Raw genomic sequence first — 17,770 nt, forward strand, 5'->3', positions numbered from 1 at the left:
GGCTCACGCGGGCGTCGGCTGACACGGGCGTCGGCTCACGCAAGCACCGGCTCCGCCTACGCGAGCACCGCCACGTTTTCGAACATGTTCGACCGGAACTGATCGATCCGCCGCCGGGCGGGTATCACCCCCGCGTGGGTATACGACCGATGCGGGTGACGCGTGTGCGACGGGCCGCGATCGTCGCGATGGTCCTGGCTGCGACGGCCGCCGGGTGCACCGTGGGCGACGGGCATCCGCCGGACGGCCATTCCGCGAGCCCCACCGGCGAGGGAGCCCTTGGCCCCGTCCTCGCAGTGAAGATCGACAACGTGGGTCCGGCGCGCCCGCAGACCGGCATCGGCCGGGCAGACATCATCTACGCCGAGCAGGTGGAGAGCGGCCTGAGCCGGCTGATGGCCGTGTACGCGACCCGGCTGCCGCCCGTGGTCGGCCCCGTGCGCAGCGCCCGCGAGACCGATCTCGAACTGCTGCGGCAGTTCGACCGCCCCGCGCTCGCGTTCTCGGGCGCCCAGTCGAAGCTCCTGCCGCTGATCGCTGAGGCCCCGCTCAACGCGCTCCCGCCCGGCAAGGCGCCGGCCGCGGCGTACTTCCGCGGCAGCGACAGACCGGCGCCGCACAACCTCTACCTCCGCCCCGCCAAACTGGGCGTGACGCCGAAGGCGGGCGCGCTGGCGGCGGCCGGGGTCACGTTCGGGGCCCCTCCGGCGGGCGGGCAGGTGAAGAACGCCCTCACGGTGCGCTTCCCGGCGGCCCGCTTCACTTTCAACTGGTCGGCGCAGAGCGGCAGTTGGCAGGTGTCGATGGACGGTACCCGGGCGGGCACCACGGACGGCGGGGCGCTGAACGCTTCGACCGTCGTGGTCCAGTACGTGGATGTCCGCGGTTCGCGGTTCCACGACCGGTCGGGAAGCACGTCACCGTTCTCCGACACCGTGGGTACGGGCAAGGCGACGGTGTTGCGGGACGGGCGGGCCTACGACGTGCGGTGGGAGCGGCGTTCGGCGGCCGACGGCACACAGTTCACGACGGCGGCCGGCGGCAAGCGCATGACGTTCGCGCCCGGACAGGTGTGGGTCCTCTTCGCCGAGCGGTGAGAGCCCCGGATCGCACCGGGACGCCCCGAGGCGCCGTCGTCAGGTCTTCGCGAGCGGCTCCGCCGGGTTGCGGAGCCCTTCCGCAGCGTCCGAGACGCGCTGGATCAGGTCGAAGAAGACGGCCTGCTCGTCGGCCGACAGCGGGGCGAGGAAGATCTGGTTCATCCGGGCCGTGCGCACGGTCAGTTTGCGGTGGATGCGCGTGCCCTCGTCGGTGAGACGCAGCAGGGAGCGGCGGCCGTCCTGCGGGTCGCGCACCTTGTCGATCAGTCCGCGGCGGCTGAGGCGGCTGATGACCTCGGCGATGGTCGAGCGGTCGAGGCCGACGCGCTCGCCCACGGTGCGCTGATCGAGGCCGGGCTCGGCGACGAGCGCGTTCAGGACGGCGAACTGCGGTGAGGTGATCTCCTCGGAGACCATCGTGTTCCACAGCAGGTAGTGCGCCTGCTGGAGGCGCCGGGCCAGGTGCCCCGGGTGGGTGGTCAGATCCACCGCGGCCATCGCGGACCTCCGGTCTTTTTCGGGTGTGTACTGACCAATACTCGACCATAGGGCAGCCCATGTCGAGTCGACTCCCCCGCCTCCAACCGTCGTAACCCTGAGCTATTGACGGTACGGGCATGCGGTGGCACCGTAAGCGCCAGTCACATAAATGCTCAGTGCGCTGAGCATTTCAGTTCGTGGAGAGGCTGGCTCGGATGGACAAGGTGGTGGCGACGGCGGCGGAAGCGGTCGCCGATGTGGGGGACGGGGCGTCCCTCGCGGTCGGCGGGTTCGGTCTTGTCGGCGTCCCGAACGTGCTCATCGGCGCGCTCCACGAGCGCGGCACCACGGGCCTGAGCGTGGTCTCCAACAACTGCGGGGCGATGGACTCGGGCCTGGCCGTGCTGCTCGCGGCCGGGCGGATCGCCCGGGTCACCGGGTCGTACATCGGCGCCAACAAGGAGTTCGCCCGCCAGTACCTGTCCGGCGAGGTCGAGGTCGAGATGATCCCGCAGGGCACGCTCGCCGAGCGCCTGCGGGCCGGCGGCGCCGGCATCCCCGCCTTCTACACGCCCGCCGGCGTCGGCACCCAGGTGGCCGAGGGCGGACTCCCCTGGCGCTACGACGGCCAGGGCGGCGTGGCGCTGGCGTCCCCGCCCAAGGAGGTCCGCACCTTCGACGGCACGGACTACGTCCTCGAACACGGCATCCGCACCGACTACGCCCTCGTGCGCGCCGCCAAGGGCGACCGCCACGGGAACCTCGTGTTCAACAAGTCCACCCGCAACTTCAACCCCCTCGCCGCGACGGCCGGACGCATCACCATCGCCGAGGTGGAGGAACTCGTCGAACCCGGCGACATCGACCCCGACGCCGTACACCTGCCCGGCATCTTCGTCCAGCGCGTCGTCGCGCTGACGCCGGGGCAGGCGACCGACAAGCAGATCGAACGGCGCACCGTCTCCGCGCCTCCGGCACAAGGAACGGTGAGCAGCTGATGGCCTGGACCCGCGAAGAGATGGCCGCGCGCGCCGCCCGCGAACTGCGCGACGGCCAGTACGTCAACCTCGGCATCGGCCTGCCGACCCTCATCCCGAACCACCTGCCGCCCGGCGTCGAGGTGATCCTCGAGTCCGAGAACGGCATCCTGGGCGTCGGCCCCTACCCGGCCGACGACGAGGTCGACCCCGACCTCATCAACGCCGGCAAGGAGACCGTCACCGTCCTGCCCGGCGCCTCCTACTTCGACTCGGCGCTCTCCTTCGGCATGATCCGCGGCGGCCACATCGATGTCGCCGTGCTCGGCGCCATGCAGGTCTCCGCACGCGGCGACCTCGCCAACTGGGCCGTCCCCGGCAAGATGATCACCGGCATCGGCGGGGCCATGGACCTCGTCCACGGCGCGCGAACGGTCATCGTCGCCATGACCCACACCGCCAAGGACGGCACGCCCAAGATCGTCGAGGACTGCACGCTGCCCCTGACCGGCAAGGCCTGCGTCAACCGCGTCATCACCGACCTCTGCGTCCTCGACGTCACCGCCGACGGGCTCGAACTCGTCGAGCTGGCCCCCGGCGTCACCGCCGACGACGTCACCGCGAGGACCGCGGCCAAGGTCCGCATTCCGGAGGAAGCCCGATGAAGGACGTCTACGTCGTCGATGCCGTCCGCACGCCGGTCGGCAGGTACAACGGCTCCCTCGCCCCGGTCCGCCCGGACGACCTCGGCGCGCACGTCATCCGTGAACTGCTCGCACGGACGCCGGAGTTGGACCCGGCGCTGATCGGCGACGTCTACTTCGGCAACGCGAACGGCGCGGGCGAGGAGAACCGCAACGTCGGCCGTATGGCGGGGCTCCTCGCCGGGCTGCCCACCTCCGTGCCCGGTGTCACCGTGAACCGGCTGTGCGCCTCCGGCCTCGAAGCCGTGATCCAAGCCGCGCGGGCCATCGCGCTCGGCGACGCCTCCATCGCCCTGGCCGGCGGCGTCGAGTCGATGACCCGCGCTCCCTACGTGCTCCCCAAGAGCGAGAGGCCGTTCCCCGCGGGCAACGCGGAGCTGTACTCCACGACCCTGGGCTGGCGCATGGTCAACCCGCGGATGGAGCCGCAGTGGACCGTGCCGCTCGGCGAGTCGGCCGAGCTGATCGCCGAGAAGCACGGCATCACGCGCGAGCAGCAGGACGCGTTCGCCCTGGGCAGCCACCAGAAGGCGGCCGCCGCACAGAAGAACGGACTGTTCGACGCCGAGATCGTGCCGGTGGCCGTCCCGCAGCGCAAGGGCGACCCGCTCGTCCTCGCACGCGACGAGTGCGTGCGCGAGAGCGCCTCGCTGGAGGCCATGGCCAAGCTCAAGCCGTCGTTCCGTACGGAGAACGGGACGGTGACGGCGGGCAACGCGTCCCCGCTCAACGACGGCGCCGCCGCGCTGCTCCTCGTCGACGAGGAGGGGCTGAAGGCCACCGGCCGCGAGCCGCTCGCCCGGGTGACGGCCTCCGGGGTCGCCGCGATCGACCCGCACTACTTCGGGCTCGGCCCCGTCGAGGCGGTCAACCGCGCGCTCGCCAGGACCGGCAAGGGCTTCGGCGACCTGACCACGCTCGAACTGAACGAGGCGTTCGCCGCTCAGGTCCTCGGCTGTGTCGCCGAGTGGCCCGAGTTCGACCCCGCGATCCTCAACCCGCGCGGCGGCGCCATCGCGATCGGCCACCCGCTCGGCGCGTCCGGCGCACGGCTCGCCGGATCCGTCGCGCACCAGCTCAAGGCCGCCGGTTCCGGGACCGGCGTCGCCACCCTCTGCATCGGCGTCGGACAGGGCCTCGCGCTCGTCCTCGAACGCTAAGGACTCAGGAACCCACCATGGCACTCACCCAGTCGGACATCGACGTCGAGGTCGCGGACCTCCAGAGCGCGTACGACAAGGCGCTCGCGGGCGGCGCCCCCGCCCAGCACCACCCGGCGCGTGACTACGCGCCGTACCGCAGCTCGCTGCTGCGCCACCCGCAGCAGCCGCTCGTCGCCGTGAACGGCGGCGACCCGGAGACCGTCGAGCTGTACGGGCCCGTCTTCGGCGCCACGGACATCACCGACATCGACCAGGACCTGACGCGTCAGCACGCGGGCGAGCCGCTCGGCGAGCGCATCACCGTGTCCGGACGGCTGCTCGACAGCGACGGCCGCCCCGTGCGCGGCCAGCTCGTGGAGATCTGGCAGGCCAACGCGTCGGGCCGGTACGCGCATCTGCGCGACCAGCACCCGGCGCCGCTCGACCCCAACTTCACCGGTGTGGGGCGGACCCTGACGGATGATCAGGGACGGTACTCCTTCACCACCGTCAAGCCGGGCGCGTACCCGTGGCGCAACCACACCAACGCGTGGCGCCCCGCGCACATCCACTTCTCCCTGTTCGGCGACGCGTTCACGCAGCGGCTCGTGACGCAGATGTACTTCCCGAACGACCCGCTGTTCCGCTACGACCCGATCCTGCGGTCGGTGACGGACGAGTCAGCTCGCAACCGTCTGGTCGCGGCGTACAACCACGACCTGTCGCAGCCCGAGTTCTCCCTCGGATACGAGTGGGACATCGTCCTCGACGGTCCCTCCGCCACCTGGATCGAGGAAGGCCGATGACCTCCGTGCCCGAGAAGCTGCTCCCCACGCCGTCGCACACCGTCGGCCCGTTCTACGGCTACGCCCTGCCCTTCCCCGAGGGCGAGCAGGTCGCGCCGAAGGGGCATCCCGACACGATCGCCCTGCACGGCCACGTGTTCGACGGCCAGGGCGACCCGGTGCCGGACGCCATCCTTGAGTTCTGGCAGGCGGGCCCCGACGGCTCGCTCGCCGGGGCGCCGGGCTCGCTGCGCCGCGACACCACGACCGGCGGCTATCTCGGCCGCAACGGTACGGACTTCACCGGGTTCGGCCGGGTCGCCACGGACGCCGACGGGCACTACGCGCTCTTCACACTGCCGCCGGGCAACGCGGGACTGCCGTACGTCAGCGTGTGCGTGTTCGCGCGCGGGCTCCTGCACCACCTGTTCACCCGCGCCTACCTCGCCGACGGCGCGGACCCGCTGCTCGACGCCCTGCCGGCGGAGCGGCGCGCGACGCTGCTCGCGCAGCCGCAGGAAGACGCGCACCGCACGTACCGTTTCGACATCCGCCTTCAGGGCGAAGGCGAAACGGTCTTCCTGGAGTTCCAGTGACACACGTCGATCCTGACGCCGATCCCGACGCCGGGCTGCTCTCCCCCGGCCGGGCGGGATCCCCCGCCGAGTCGGCCACCTCGGACGCGGCGGTCCTGCGCGGCCTGCTCGACGCGGAGGCCGGGCTCACCCGGGCGCAGGCCGCCCTGGGCCTGGCGCCCGCGGCCGCGGCGGACGCGGTGACGCGGGCCGCCGCGGACGAGGGGCGCTTCGACGCCCGTGACCTCGCGCTGCGCGCCCGCTCCGGGGGCAACCCGGTGATCCCGCTGGTCGCCGACCTGACGGCTGCGGTGGCCGGGGAGCACGCCCCGTACGTCCACCGGGGCGCCACCAGCCAGGACATCCTGGACACGGCGCTCATGCTGGTCGCGGCCCGGACGCTGGACGGGCTGCTCGGCGACCTGGCGCGCACGGAAAGTGCGCTCGGGCGGCTCGCCGCCGCGCACCGGGACACCGTCATGCCGGGCCGTACGCTCACGCAGCACGCCGTGCCGACGACGTTCGGCCTCAAGGCGGCGGGCTGGCGTTCCCTCGTGCTCGACGCACGCGACCGGCTGCGCACCGTACGGGCCTCGCTTCCCGTCCAACTGGGCGGCGCGGCGGGCACGTTGGCGGCCTTCGGCGTGTTCGGTGCCACCCACGCCGGGGAGCTGACCGAGGCGTACGCGGCCGAACTCGGTCTGGTCGCGCCCGTGTTGCCCTGGCACACTCTGCGCACCCCGGTCGCCGACCTCGCGGGCGCGCTAGCGTTCACGGCCGGCGCGCTCGGCAAGCCGGCGGTGGACGTGCTCACGCTGTCCCGTACGGAGATCGGCGAGCTGGGCGAGGGTGCGGGCGGCGGCTCCTCCGCGATGCCGCACAAGGCGAACCCCGTGAGGTCCACGCTCGTCGCGGCGGCCGCCCGCCGCGCCCCCGCCCTCGCCGCGACGCTGTACGCGTCGATGGCGGCCGAGGACGAGCGCCCGGCCGGCGCCTGGCACGCGGAGTGGGAGCCGCTGCGCGACCTCCTGCGGCTCGTGGGCGGCGCGGCACGCGACGCCGCCGAGCTCGCCGAAGGGCTTCAGGTCCACGCGGACGTGATGCGTGAACACCTCTTCGCCACCCATGGGTTGATCGTCTCGGAGCGCCTGGCCGCCGAGCTCGCGCCCCTGCTCGGGCGTGCCCGAGCGAAGTCCCTGCTCACCGAGGCGGCGCGGCGCACCCGCGCCGAGGACAGGCCCCTGGCCGGGATCCTGGCCGACGAGCCCGATCTCAAGGGCGTCGACCTGGCCGACCTCACCGACCCCATCCGTTACACCGGCTCCGCCGGAGCCCTCACCGACCGCGCTCTGGAGCGACGTTGAGCACTGCATCCCCCGACCACGGCACACTCCTTCATCACCGCGCCGAAGGTCCCGCCACCGCTCCCCCGCTCCTCCTGGGCCCCTCGCTCGGCACCTCCACCGCGTTGTGGGACGCGGTCGCGCCCGAGCTGTCCGTCACCCACCGGGTGGTGCGCTGGGACCTGCCGGGGCACGGCAGGTCCCCGGCCACGCTGATCGGCCCCGGCGCGACCGTCGCCGATCTGGCCGGGCTCGTCCTGGACCTCGCCGACTCCCTCGGCATCGAGCGCTTCGCGTACGCGGGGGTGTCGCTCGGCGGCGCCGTGGGCCTGCACCTCGCGGTCCACCACCCGGAGCGGGTCACGAGCCTCGCGGTGATCTGCTCGTCCGCACACTTCGGCGGCTCGAAGCCCTGGGAGGAACGGGCCGCGCTGGTACGCCGCGAGGGGCTCGGCCCGGTCGCCGAGACCGCCGACCGGCGCTGGTTCACCCCCGGGTTCACCGTGCCGGCCCTCGTCGAGGACCACCGCACCGCCGACCCCGAGGCATACGCGGCCTGTTGCGACGCGCTCGCCGCTTTCGACATCCGCGAGGACCTCTCCTCGATCACGGCTCCCACGCTGCTGATCGCGGGCCGCGAGGACCCGGCGACGCCGCCCGCGCATCTGCGGGAGATCGCCGACGCGGTGGCAGGTTCGTCGCTCGTCGAGATCGCGGGCGCCTCGCACCTCGCCCCCGCCCAGTGCCCCGAACCCGTGATCACGGCGCTGCGCGCCCAGCTCGGCGGAGGCACCAAACGCGGGATGGAGGTGCGCAGGCAGGTTCTCGGCGACGCACACGTCGACCGCGCGCAGGCCCGGCAGAGCCCCTTCACGGCCCGCTTCCAGGACTTCATCTCGCGCTACGCGTGGGGCGAGATCTGGACCGACCCGACGCTGGCGCGCCGCGAACGCTCCATGATCACGATGACCGCGCTGGTGGCCCACGGCCACTACGACGAGCTCGCCATGCACGTGCGCGCCGCGCTGCGCAACGGCCTGACGCCCGACGAGATCGGCGCCGTACTGCTGCAGACCGCGGTGTACTGCGGTGTCCCCGCGGCCAATTCGGCGTTCGCCGTGGCTCAGCGGGTCCTCTCCGAGCAGAGCGGAGAGGACCCGGCCGCGGGCTGAACCCCGCGTACGCCGACGGTCAGCGCAGGCCGCGTCCCGTGTCGAGTACCTCGCGGGCGCGGGCCACCAGGCCGTCGGCGCCGCACGACTTGGCCAGGGTGAGGCCGCGGGTGATCTCCGCGACCGAGCGGGCCGCGATGCCGTACTCGACGCGGGCCGCCGCGTGTTCGTACGCGCAGGGAGAGGCTTCGAGGTACGTGACCGACTTCGCGTAGAGCGTCAGGGAGCGCTGGCCGGTCTCCAGGGCTGCCTCGCAGCGCAGGGCCTCCCCGATCGCCGTGTCCGTGCCGAAGCGCTCGGCCTGGAGCCGGGCGTCGGCGGCGAGTTGCCTTGCGCGCTTGGGGTCCTCGGTGGCGAGCGCGCGGGCCAGGTCGCAGGCCCAGGGCGCCATGATCGTGTTGTGTCCGCCGCGGGCGGTGGCCGCCTTGGCCGCCGCCTCCAGCTCGTCGACGCCCTCCTCCGTGCGGCCCGCGGCGATCAGCAGGCGGCCGCGCACGGAGTGCGCGTCGGGCAGGACGATCGTGGAGGGGTAGGGCGGGCCGAAGGAGTAGCGGTCCGCGATCTCCATGGCCTCGCCGATCCGGCCGCGGGCCACGAGCGTGTCGATGAGCATGCACGCGGCGTCCCAGTGCATGGGCAGGCCGCGGCCGACGCGGTCGGCCAGGCGCAGGCTCTCGCGCAGGACGGCCTCGGCGTCGGTGAGGCGGCCGCGCCTGCGGTGGACGTAACCGACGAAGGCGTGCGCGAGCGCCAGATGGCCGCCGCTCCAGCCGGCGGTCTCGTAGGCGCGTACGGCCTCCGTGAACAGGCTCTCCGCGCGGTCGAGCCGGTCGGAGAAGAGATACGCGCTGCCGAGCATGGCGAGGAGTTCGAAGCCCCACTCGGGGTCGGTCCAGCCGAGGCCCGGCGCGAGGCGTTCGTTGACGAGGGAGCGGTCGCAGAGTTCGACCACCACCTCCGCGTTCTCGCCTCGGGTCATCGCGTCGAAGGCGCGCAGGACGAGCAGGACCCGCTCGGGGTTGTCCCGGCCGGTGAGGGAGCCCGCGAGGGCGGCGAGGCTGCGGGAGCGGCCCGGGGAGTCCTCCTCGCCGGCGTGGATACCCTCCCACATGTAGCGCATGGCCTGGAGGCGGAGGCGGGACGGGCCCGGTTCGAGCCGCGCGGCCTCGGAGTCGATCTCGCGCAGCGCCTCTTCCAGCTGGTTGTTGTGGACGAGGGCCTGGGACAGCCGGCACACGGCGTCCACGCGCGCGTCGCCGTCGAGCCCCGGCTTGGCGTCGAGTGCCTGGCGCAGATGGCCGATGGTGACGGCAGGCGAGGTGAGGAGGGTGGCGCAGCCCAGCTCGTAGAGGAGCTGGGACCGTACGCCGGGCAGCGGCGGTTCCTGGAGCGCGCGCTCCAGACAGCGGCGGGCGGCCTCCGGGGCGCCGACCGCGAGATGTTCACCGGCCGCCGCGCGCAGCTGCTCGACGAGCTCGGGGTCGTCGTCCGGGTGGACCTGGAGCAGATGCCGGGAGGCGGCCGCGGCGCCGTGGCCCGAGGCCGTGACGGCCCAGGCGGCCTGCCCGTGCATGGCGGTGCGCGTGGCCGCAGGGATCGAGCGGTACACGGCGCTGGCGATCAGCGGATGCACGAACTCCATCCCCACGCCGCCGTCTTCGTACGTCGCGTCGGTGAGGATGCGGGCGGCGCGCAGCCGCACGGCGCAGCGGCCGGCCTCGCCCGGCGTCATCCCGGCGAGGCGCGCCGCGAGGTCGTGGGCGATCCGGGTGCCGAGGATGGCGGCGGCCCAGGCGAAGCGCGTCGCGTCGGTGCCGAGGCCTTCGAGGCGGTCGATCAGACCGCGGCCGCGCGCCGACTTGTTCAGGGCGCGCAGTTCGCCGGCCGAGCCTTCCGCGGGTTCGAGTTCGCTGTCCTGGACCTTGGCGAGAAGCTCGACGGTCTCGTACGGGTTGCCGCCGGTGACGGCCCACACCTCGCGGCAGAAGGGGGCGTCGGCGTGCTCGCCGAGGGTGGCCCGGGTGAGGCCTGCGGTGGCGTCGGGAGTGAGGGCGTACAGGGTGGTGCGGGGCCGGGCGGCGGCGCCGACGGCTTCGAGGTGGCCGGTGGAGGCGGCGGTGGCCTCGCCGTCGCGGTGGGCGACCACGACGAGGACGGGCAGGTCGTCGAGGCGTTCGGCGAACGCGGCGAGCCAGTGGAGGGTCTCCTCGTCGGCCCACTGCGCGTCGTCGACGAGCAGGACGAGCGGCCAGTGCAGCCGGGCGAGCCGGGACACCGCCGCGACGAGTCCGTCGCGCACACCCTGCGGGTCGGCCTGCCGGCCGCCCGGTTCGGCTATCCCGAGGGCGGGGCCCGCGATCTCGTACCAGTCGCCGAAGTACTCGCGGGCCTCCTCCTGCGAGAGCGCGAGGAGCGCGGGCTGCAGCAACTGGCGTACGACGTTGAAGGGGACCGAGGTGACGGTCTCGCCGCCGCGCGCCGACCAGACCGTGGCCCGTCCCACCGCGATGCGGCGCACCTCTTCCAGGAGGGCGGTCTTGCCGATGCCCGCTTCGCCCCTGAACACGACGAGGCTGCCCGACGACGCCGCGTCCCCGCAGAGTTCACCGAGCGCCTGCTCGACGACCCCGATCTCCTTGTCCCGCTCCCACAGGGCGGCCGAGGCGGCTCCTTCAGGCCGACTCTGCGTCATCCCGCACCCTCCCGAAGTCGCTCAATCGACGTACAGATGTTGAGAGTAGCCGTAGCCGGGGGGTTGTGGGTGGGGGTCTGCGCAGGTCTTCGCCATAAGTGGGAGGGTGCCGTTCCGGAACGGGACCCGCCCCCTCTCATGCCCCTTTCACGCACGCCTCATACTGTGGCGCCCATGACCCAGGTGACTCCCCCCGGCTGGTACCCCGATCCCGGCCAGAAGCCCGAAGGCCCCCGCACCGAACGCTGGTGGGACGGCAGTGTGTGGACGGAGCAGACCCGTGCCGCCGAGACCGGCTCCGCGACGGGCCCGCCCGCGTACGCGCCGGCGGCTCCCGGCGCGCATCCGCAGGCGTACGGCTATCCGCAGACCTCGCAGCCGCCGGGGCAGTTCGGCCACCCCGGATACCCGGGCTACCCCGCGTACCCGGAGCCGAAGCCGAGACGCGGCCTCAAGATAGCCATCGCCGCCGGTGTCGCCGTGGTGGTGCTCGGCGGCATCGTCGGCGGGGTGTACGCGCTGACCTCCGGTGACGGCGACGGGAAGAGGGACCGGGCCGACTCGTCGTCAAGTCCCTCTGCTTCTCCGGGACTTCCCCAGGCACCGGGTGACGGTCCTGACGGGAGCGGGGGCGGCGGTGGCACCGGCGGTTCCGGCGGTTCCGGCGGGGAGAGCGGCGCTCCGCAGGCGCCGGGTTCGGGTGACGGTTTCGCCGCCGACCTCGTCAACGGGGTGTCGATGCCCGTGCTCGACGGCTGGACCGGCGGCACGACGAAGGGCGGCAACGCGGGGGTGACGACCGGCCCGTACGCCTGCCCCGGCGACACGAAGCAGCAGTGTGTGCGCGGCGGCGCGTTCTCGGCGTCGGCCGAGGCGCTGAAGCTCAAGGCGACGGGCGCGGAGGCCGCGGCCAAGGAGGACATCTCCAAGAACGCGCAGGAGTCATACGGCGGCGCGATCTACGGAAAGATCACCTCGCACAAGGAACTGGCCTCCGAGGCCGTCACCGTGGCCGGCCAGAAGGGCTACCTGGTGCGCTGGCAGGTGGTCACGGCCAAGGGCGACGACGGCTACGTCGAGTCGCTGGTCTTCCCCGCGCCCGCCAACCCCAAGTCGCTCGTCGTCGTCCGCTTCGGCATCGACGTGAACGACAAGGCGCCGGACGTGACGTCGATGGACAAGATCACCAAGGGCATCAAGAAGTCCGCGATCGCCGAGGGCGGCGGCAACGGACAGAACGTGTAGGACCCCGCAGCAAGATGTGCGGGACCCCGTAGCAAGACGTGCGGGACTCCGTGAACCACCCGGGGGCGTCGCCGGGGAGAAAGCCCAGGGGCCGGGCAGGTCCCCCTCCGCTCAAGGAGGGACCCGCCCGGCCCGGGGGTGCGCGCCGCGCCCGTCCCCACGGTGCGGCGCGGGCAGACCGCCGTCCGGTCATCCCGACAGACGGCGGTCTCCCGTTCAGGTGGCTTCGCTCAGGCCCAGTGCGGGCAGCACCACGGCGTCGACGAAGCGGGTGAGGTAGTCCGCGTCCGCGTACCGGCCCTCGAGGACCGGACGGATGCGCTGCACCCCGAGCAGCTGGGCGGCCAGGAACTCGACGGCCGGATGGTCCGCAGCGATCTCGCCGCGCACCACGGCCCGGTCGACCATCGCCCCGAGCGCGGCCAGCTCCGGCTCGACCAGGGCCTCGCGCAGCGCCGCCTGGAGTTCCTCGTCGCTGAGGACCGCATGGCCCAGGGCCTGGACGAGCTGGGTGTCACGTCCCGCCTGCTGCGCCGCCGCGCGGGCGGCCGAGCGCAGGTCCCCGGCGAACGTACCCGTGTCGACACTGGCGAACTTCACGCAGCGCCCCGCCCGCAGTGCGGCGGCCACGAGCTGCGGCTTCGTCTTCCACTGCCGGTAGAGCGTGGACTTGCTGCAGCACGCCTGGGCCGCGACGCCCTCCATGGTGAGCGCCTCGTAGCCGTTCTCGCGGAGCTGGTCGAGGACCGCGTCGTAGAACTCCCGCTCGCGCTCCGGAGTGATCTTGGAGCGGCGCGAAGTGGTCACTGATGTGCCTGCCTGCTCCTGGGACGTCATGGCTCTTCTCCTCGCGATCTTCGCTATCGATACGCCAGTGTACCGGTACGCCAGCGTTTCGGTACACTGGCGTATCGATGAGCGCGGTTCACGCCGTGCTCACCTCCGCATCACCGCACCACCCAGTCGTCATGAAAAGGGGCCGGGGGATGAATTCCCTTACCGAGCCTGCCGAACCGGAGCCGGACACAGCCGGCCGCGAGACGGACGCTGTCGGCCACCAGCCGGACGTCGTCGCCCGCCCGCCCCTGGTCCGGGAGCTCCTGCTGGTCGTCGGACTGTTCCTCGTCTACAAGTTCGGCAGGCAACTGGCCAATGGCCACACCGGCGAGGCGTTCCACAACGCGCACCGCGTGTGGGACCTCGAACGCGCCGTCCATCTGCCGGGCGAGGGCGCCGTGCAGCATGCCCTGCTGCACAGCGAAGACCTCGTACACATCGCGAACACGTACTACGCGACGGTGCACTTCCCGGCGACGGCCGCCTTTCTGGTCTGGCTGTATCTGCGCAGGCCCCGGCACTACATATGGACGCGCCGGGTACTGGCCGCCCTCACCGCCGCGGCCCTTGTGCTGCATCTCACCTTCCCGCTGGCGCCGCCCCGGATGCTGGCCGCGGCGCACCTCGTGGACACCGGGCAGGTGTACGGGCCGACCGTCTACGGCGCGACGCCGCAGACCGACTCGATGGCGAACCAGTTCGCCGCGATGCCGTCCCTGCACTTCGGCTGGGCCCTGATGGTCGCCGTCGGCCTCATCGCCGCGACCCGCTCCCGGCTGCGCTGGCTGTGGCTGCTGCACCCGGCGCTCACCCTGTTCGTCGTCGTCGGCACGGCGAACCACTACTGGCTGGACGCGATCGTGGCGACGGGTCTCCTGGGCATCGCGCTCGCGGCGATCCGGCTGCCCGGCACCACACAGGCCGCGAAGCCCGGACAGTCCATCGGCCGGCGCCTGCTGCCCGCCCCGCGTTCCGCCGCCTCGCTCATGGCGACGGCGGAGACCATGGGCGCGGCGCTGCCCGCCCCGTGGACCCCGGCGCACCAGCGCGGCGGACCCCTCTCCGCGTCCGAAGTGCTCGCACACATCCCGGTGTCGGTGACCGGGGGCTCGGCGTCCGCCGTCGACGCGCCGGTCACGGCGGGAGCGGTGGGTCCGGGTCGCGCGGTCCTCACGGCGACGGGAGCACACCGGTGAACGCCACCCTCCTCGCCGTCGCACTCTCCCTCGTCTCGGCGGTCGCCTACGCGGCTGCCGCCGTCGCCCAGGAACGCCTCGCGTCACGCACCGCGGGGACCGACTCCGGTGTCCTGCGCCTGCTCGGCACCGGTGCCTGGTGGGGGTCGGTCCTGCTCAACGCGTCCGCCGCGCTGCTGCATGTGGCGGCTCTCAAGTACGGTCCCCTCACCCTCGTACAGCCGCTGGGCGCGCTGACGCTCGTCGCGGCGGTGCCACTCGGGGCGCGCATGGCGGGGCGGCGCGTCCTGTCCGTCGAATGGCGCGGTACCGCGCTCACGCTCGCCGGGCTCGGCGCGCTCCTGCTCACGGCCTCGGGCCCGGCCCCCGACGACACACTCAGCCTCGGCGAGGCACTCACCGTCGCCGGTGCGACGGCCGCGCTGATCGGCCTCTTGTCGCGGCGCGGCGCGAAGCCGGGACTGCGGCACGCGACGGCCTCCGGTCTCGCCTCGGGCATCGCCTCGGCGCTCGCCCAGACCGTGACCGTCGCGGTCACCGACCGGACGGGGCCGCTGCTCAGCGTCAAGGTCATCGTCGTGGCACTGCTGATCGCGGCGTTCGCCGCGGGCGGCCTGCTCCTGTCCCAGATCGCCTACCGCGGTGGCCTCGGCGCCCCGCTCGCGATGGTCACCCTCTCCAACCCGGTGGCCGCGGCGGTCATCGGCGTCACGCTGCTCGGCGAACGGCTCCAGGGCGGGATCACGGGGATCCTGCTCGCGGCGGCAGGGGCGACGCTCGCGGCCCGGGGTGTCCTGCTCCTCACGCGTACGTCGCCGGAGACGCAGGAGACTCCGGAGACCCGACCGGAACCGTCGCTCAGCGCGGCGGAACGCCGGCCCGAGCTGCCGTCCCGGGTGACGGAGACGGGGCCGATCGCGACCCCGCCGGACCTTCAGGGCCTTCCCCCGATGCCCATACTGCCGGGCACGGTGATCGTCCTGCCGTCGATCCCGACGCAGCCGGAATCGGCACCGGGCGCGCTCCAGGCATCCTGAGCGCGATCCCTTACGGGGTCCCCATGACGGGTTCCCCATGACGAGTTTCGCCTTTCGGGTTCCGCCTTACGGGTTCCGCGTCACGGCTTGGCAGGCGCGGGACGCGTCCTCATCCCGTCGAGCGTGATCCCGAAGACCCGGTCGCGCTGCTCGGTGTCCACATAGGCCGCGCCGGTGACGCCCGAGATCAGGCGGAGCAGGTCGTCGAACGACATGTCCGAGCGGACCTCCCCGGCGGCCTGCGCGCGCAGCAGCAGGGGTTCGCCGGCGTCGAGCATGGCGCGGCGGCAGGCGATGAAGATGTCGGACTCCCCGCTGAGCGCGTCCCTGATGGCGCGCTTGGTGACGGTGTAGTCCACGAAGCGGCGCAGCCAGGTGGCGAGCCCGTCCCACGGCGGGGCGTCCGCGAGTTCGTCGGCGAGCCGGCACAGGGCGTCGACCTCTTCCGCGTAGACGGTCTCGAAGAGGTGCCTGCGCGTGGGGAAGTTGCGGTACAGGGTGCCGATGCCGACGCCGGCCTGGCGGGCGATGTCCTCGAGCGACGCCTCCGCGCCCTTCTCGGCGAACGCGTCGCGGGCCGCGGCCAGGAGCGCGTCGAAGTTGCGGCGCGCGTCCGCGCGGCGCGGGCGCTGGGCCGCGACGATCCCGCCGACGAGTTCCCTGTCCGTCATGCGTGCCACTCCCGGGGTGAGGCAGCGCGGGCTGCCGAGGTTGTACCGGAGGCTTCCCTCCGCTATCGTTATCGAAGTCGAGGGGTGCCTCCACTTTAACAGTCGACGCACCCCGCGCCCGCCGCACAGCGCTGCGGGCAGACCGGCCGAAACGGCCGGATCCCCCATCCTCCCAGCTCGTGCGCGCCCGCAGACCGCGGCCCTTGCCACAGGTCACGCCGGTGTGCCCGGCCACCTTCCGTTCAGAGAGACACCGCCTTGAACCGGAATCGCATGCCCTCTCGTCGCACGACCAGGAACCCTCTGCCCGGTAATCCCACGTCCGGGATCCCCATGGCGCCGAGCCCGGCGCCCAGAAGCTCCAACCGCCTCACCTTCGCGGTCCTCGCGACCGGTGCCGGCGTGTTCTCGATGATGCAGTCGCTCGTCGCCCCGGCCCTGCCCACCGTCCAGCACGCGCTGCACACCAGCCAGGCCACCTCGACCTGGGTGATGACCGCCTATCTGCTGTCCGCCTCGATCTTCACGCCCATACTCGGCCGGGTCGGCGACCTCGTCGGCAAGAAGCGCACCATGGTCGCCGCGCTCGTCGCGCTGACCGTGGGCTGTCTGCTCGCGGCCCTCGCCCCGAGCATCACCGTGCTCATCGTCGCCCGTGTCGTCCAGGGCATCGGCGGCGCGCTCTTCCCGCTGTCGTTCGGCATCATCCGCGACGAGTTCCCCGGCCACCGGGTCAGCCCCAGCATCAGCAACCTGTCCGCCGTCATCGCGGCGGGCGGCGGTGTGGGCATGGTCGCGGCCGGGCCGATCGTGGGCGCGCTCGACTACCGCTGGCTGTTCTGGCTGCCCGCGGCCGTCGTCGCGGTGACGGCGCTGATCGCGCACCGCTACGTGCCCGAGTCGCCGACGCGCGGCACGGGACGCGTGAACTGGCTCGGCTCCGTGCTGCTCTCCGGCTGGCTCGTCGCCCTGCTGCTCCCCATCAGTCAGGCCACGTCCTGGGGCTGGGGATCGATCAAGGTCGTCGGTCTGCTGGCCGCCGCCGTGGTCCTGTTCGCCGCGTGGGTGCTGTCCGAGGCCCGCTCCGCGAGCCCGCTGATCGACCTGCGCGTCATGCGTCTGCCCGCCGTGTGGACGACGAACACGGCCGCGCTGCTCTTCGGCGCGGGGATGTACGCGGTGTGGTCGTTCCTGCCCGGCTTCGCCCAGACGCCCTCGTCCGCCGGATACGGCTTCGGGGCGAGCGTGACGGGTGCGGGGCTCCTGATGCTGCCGATGCTCGTGGCGATGTTCCTCGCCGGAGTGCTCAGCGGCCGGCTCGAACCGGTCGTAGGGGCGAAGGCGCTGCTCACCACCGGCGCCGCGCTCGGCGCGGTCTCCTGCGCGATGCTTGCCGCCTGGCACACCGAGCAGTGGCAAGTCGCCCTCGCGGCAGGCGTGTTCGGGCTCGGCATCGGGCTCGCGTTCGCGTCCATGGCGAACCTGATCGTGCAGAACGTCCCGGCGGCGCAGACCGGCGCGGCCACCGGCATGAACGCCAACATCCGCACCATCGGCGGCTCGATCGGCGCCGCCGTGATGAGCAGCCTGGTCACGGGGCACCTCCAGGCGTCGGGACTCCCCTACGCCTCCGGGTACACCCACGGCTTCACGCTGCTCGCGGCGCTGTGCCTCGCCGCCGCGCTCGCCGCGCTGCTGGTCCCGGCCGCGCGCCGCGCGGGCGGACCGCGCGTCCCGGCCGCGCACGGGACGACGGCCGGGGCGGACGAGCAGGTGGGCCTGGAGCAGCCGACGTCGCGGTGAACCGGCGCCCG

At 72.9% G+C, this 17,770-nt stretch carries 16 protein-coding genes; 12 read left to right on the plus strand and 4 right to left on the minus strand.

Annotated features, from left to right (window positions below; genetic code table 11):
* The first annotated feature begins 149 nt into the window (after positions 1 to 149).
* The gene (locus tag OHA58_RS04975; RefSeq protein WP_405484789.1) at positions 150 to 1,097 is read left to right on the plus strand and encodes a DUF3048 domain-containing protein; all 948 of its coding nucleotides are present in this window, start codon (positions 150 to 152) and stop codon (positions 1,095 to 1,097) included.
* 39 nt (positions 1,098 to 1,136) lie between these two features.
* Here OHA58_RS04975 and OHA58_RS04980 read toward each other — a convergent pair whose 3' ends face one another.
* Complete coding sequence (locus OHA58_RS04980; RefSeq protein ID WP_405476803.1) at positions 1,137 to 1,598, minus strand: MarR family winged helix-turn-helix transcriptional regulator; 462 nt, start codon at positions 1,596 to 1,598, stop codon at positions 1,137 to 1,139.
* Between the two features lie 197 nt (positions 1,599 to 1,795).
* Here OHA58_RS04980 and OHA58_RS04985 point away from each other — a divergent pair, with 197 nt between their 5' ends.
* The 7 genes from OHA58_RS04985 to pcaD are packed head-to-tail and all read left to right on the plus strand — an operon-like array spanning position 1,796 to position 8,278.
* Positions 1,796 to 2,578, plus strand: a complete 783-nt coding sequence (locus OHA58_RS04985; RefSeq protein WP_405476805.1) for a CoA transferase subunit A — start codon at positions 1,796 to 1,798, stop codon at positions 2,576 to 2,578.
* Positions 2,578 to 3,222 carry a CoA transferase subunit B gene (locus OHA58_RS04990; RefSeq protein WP_375983786.1) on the plus strand — a complete coding sequence of 215 codons (645 nt, stop codon included), beginning with the start codon at positions 2,578 to 2,580 and terminating at the stop codon, positions 3,220 to 3,222. Before OHA58_RS04985 ends, OHA58_RS04990 begins: the two co-directional genes overlap by 1 nt.
* The gene (locus tag OHA58_RS04995) at positions 3,219 to 4,421 is read left to right on the plus strand and encodes a thiolase family protein (RefSeq protein WP_405476807.1); all 1,203 of its coding nucleotides are present in this window, start codon (positions 3,219 to 3,221) and stop codon (positions 4,419 to 4,421) included. The genes OHA58_RS04990 and OHA58_RS04995 overlap by 4 nt, the downstream gene beginning before the upstream one ends.
* Positions 4,422 to 4,438: 17 nt before the next feature.
* Entirely contained in the window at positions 4,439 to 5,209 is a 771-nt protein-coding gene (gene pcaH / locus OHA58_RS05000; RefSeq protein WP_405476809.1) for a protocatechuate 3,4-dioxygenase subunit beta, read from the plus strand.
* Positions 5,206 to 5,784, plus strand: a complete 579-nt coding sequence (pcaG, locus tag OHA58_RS05005) for a protocatechuate 3,4-dioxygenase subunit alpha (protein WP_405476810.1) — start codon at positions 5,206 to 5,208, stop codon at positions 5,782 to 5,784. The genes pcaH and pcaG overlap by 4 nt, the downstream gene beginning before the upstream one ends.
* Entirely contained in the window at positions 5,781 to 7,127 is a 1,347-nt protein-coding gene (gene pcaB / locus OHA58_RS05010) for a 3-carboxy-cis,cis-muconate cycloisomerase (protein ID WP_405476812.1), read from the plus strand. The genes pcaG and pcaB overlap by 4 nt, the downstream gene beginning before the upstream one ends.
* Positions 7,124 to 8,278 (plus strand): 3-oxoadipate enol-lactonase, encoded by a 1,155-nt coding sequence (gene pcaD, locus OHA58_RS05015; protein ID WP_405476814.1) that lies wholly within the window; start codon positions 7,124 to 7,126, stop codon positions 8,276 to 8,278. Before pcaB ends, pcaD begins: the two co-directional genes overlap by 4 nt.
* A gap of 19 nt (positions 8,279 to 8,297) precedes the next feature.
* On the opposite strand, the gene OHA58_RS05020 is transcribed toward pcaD, so the two are convergent.
* Complete coding sequence (locus OHA58_RS05020; protein WP_405476815.1) at positions 8,298 to 10,970, minus strand: ATP-binding protein; 2,673 nt, start codon at positions 10,968 to 10,970, stop codon at positions 8,298 to 8,300.
* Positions 10,971 to 11,144: 174 nt separating this feature from the next.
* Here OHA58_RS05020 and OHA58_RS05025 point away from each other — a divergent pair, with 174 nt between their 5' ends.
* Positions 11,145 to 12,215: a DUF2510 domain-containing protein gene (locus OHA58_RS05025; protein WP_405476817.1), complete on the plus strand. Its 1,071-nt coding sequence runs from the start codon at positions 11,145 to 11,147 to the stop codon at positions 12,213 to 12,215.
* A gap of 216 nt (positions 12,216 to 12,431) precedes the next feature.
* Here OHA58_RS05025 and OHA58_RS05030 read toward each other — a convergent pair whose 3' ends face one another.
* Positions 12,432 to 13,052 carry a TetR/AcrR family transcriptional regulator gene (locus OHA58_RS05030; RefSeq protein WP_405476819.1) on the minus strand — a complete coding sequence of 207 codons (621 nt, stop codon included), beginning with the start codon at positions 13,050 to 13,052 and terminating at the stop codon, positions 12,432 to 12,434.
* A gap of 149 nt (positions 13,053 to 13,201) precedes the next feature.
* Here OHA58_RS05030 and OHA58_RS05035 point away from each other — a divergent pair, with 149 nt between their 5' ends.
* Positions 13,202 to 14,248, plus strand: a complete 1,047-nt coding sequence (locus OHA58_RS05035; protein ID WP_405476821.1) for a phosphatase PAP2 family protein — start codon at positions 13,202 to 13,204, stop codon at positions 14,246 to 14,248.
* Positions 14,245 to 15,285 carry a hypothetical protein gene (locus OHA58_RS05040; protein ID WP_405476823.1) on the plus strand — a complete coding sequence of 347 codons (1,041 nt, stop codon included), beginning with the start codon at positions 14,245 to 14,247 and terminating at the stop codon, positions 15,283 to 15,285. Before OHA58_RS05035 ends, OHA58_RS05040 begins: the two co-directional genes overlap by 4 nt.
* Positions 15,286 to 15,365: 80 nt before the next feature.
* Here the strand turns inward: OHA58_RS05040 and OHA58_RS05045 are convergent, their stop codons facing one another.
* Entirely contained in the window at positions 15,366 to 15,956 is a 591-nt protein-coding gene (locus tag OHA58_RS05045) for a TetR/AcrR family transcriptional regulator (protein WP_405476825.1), read from the minus strand.
* A 333-nt stretch (positions 15,957 to 16,289) separates the two neighbouring features.
* Between OHA58_RS05045 and OHA58_RS05050 the strand changes: the two genes are divergently transcribed.
* Entirely contained in the window at positions 16,290 to 17,759 is a 1,470-nt protein-coding gene (locus tag OHA58_RS05050; protein WP_405476827.1) for an MFS transporter, read from the plus strand.
* The last annotated feature ends 11 nt before the right edge of the window (positions 17,760 to 17,770 follow it).

It is taken from the genome of Streptomyces sp. NBC_00009 (genome assembly GCF_045040855.1).
Taxonomy (GTDB): domain Bacteria; phylum Actinomycetota; class Actinomycetes; order Streptomycetales; family Streptomycetaceae; genus Streptomyces; species Streptomyces aureus.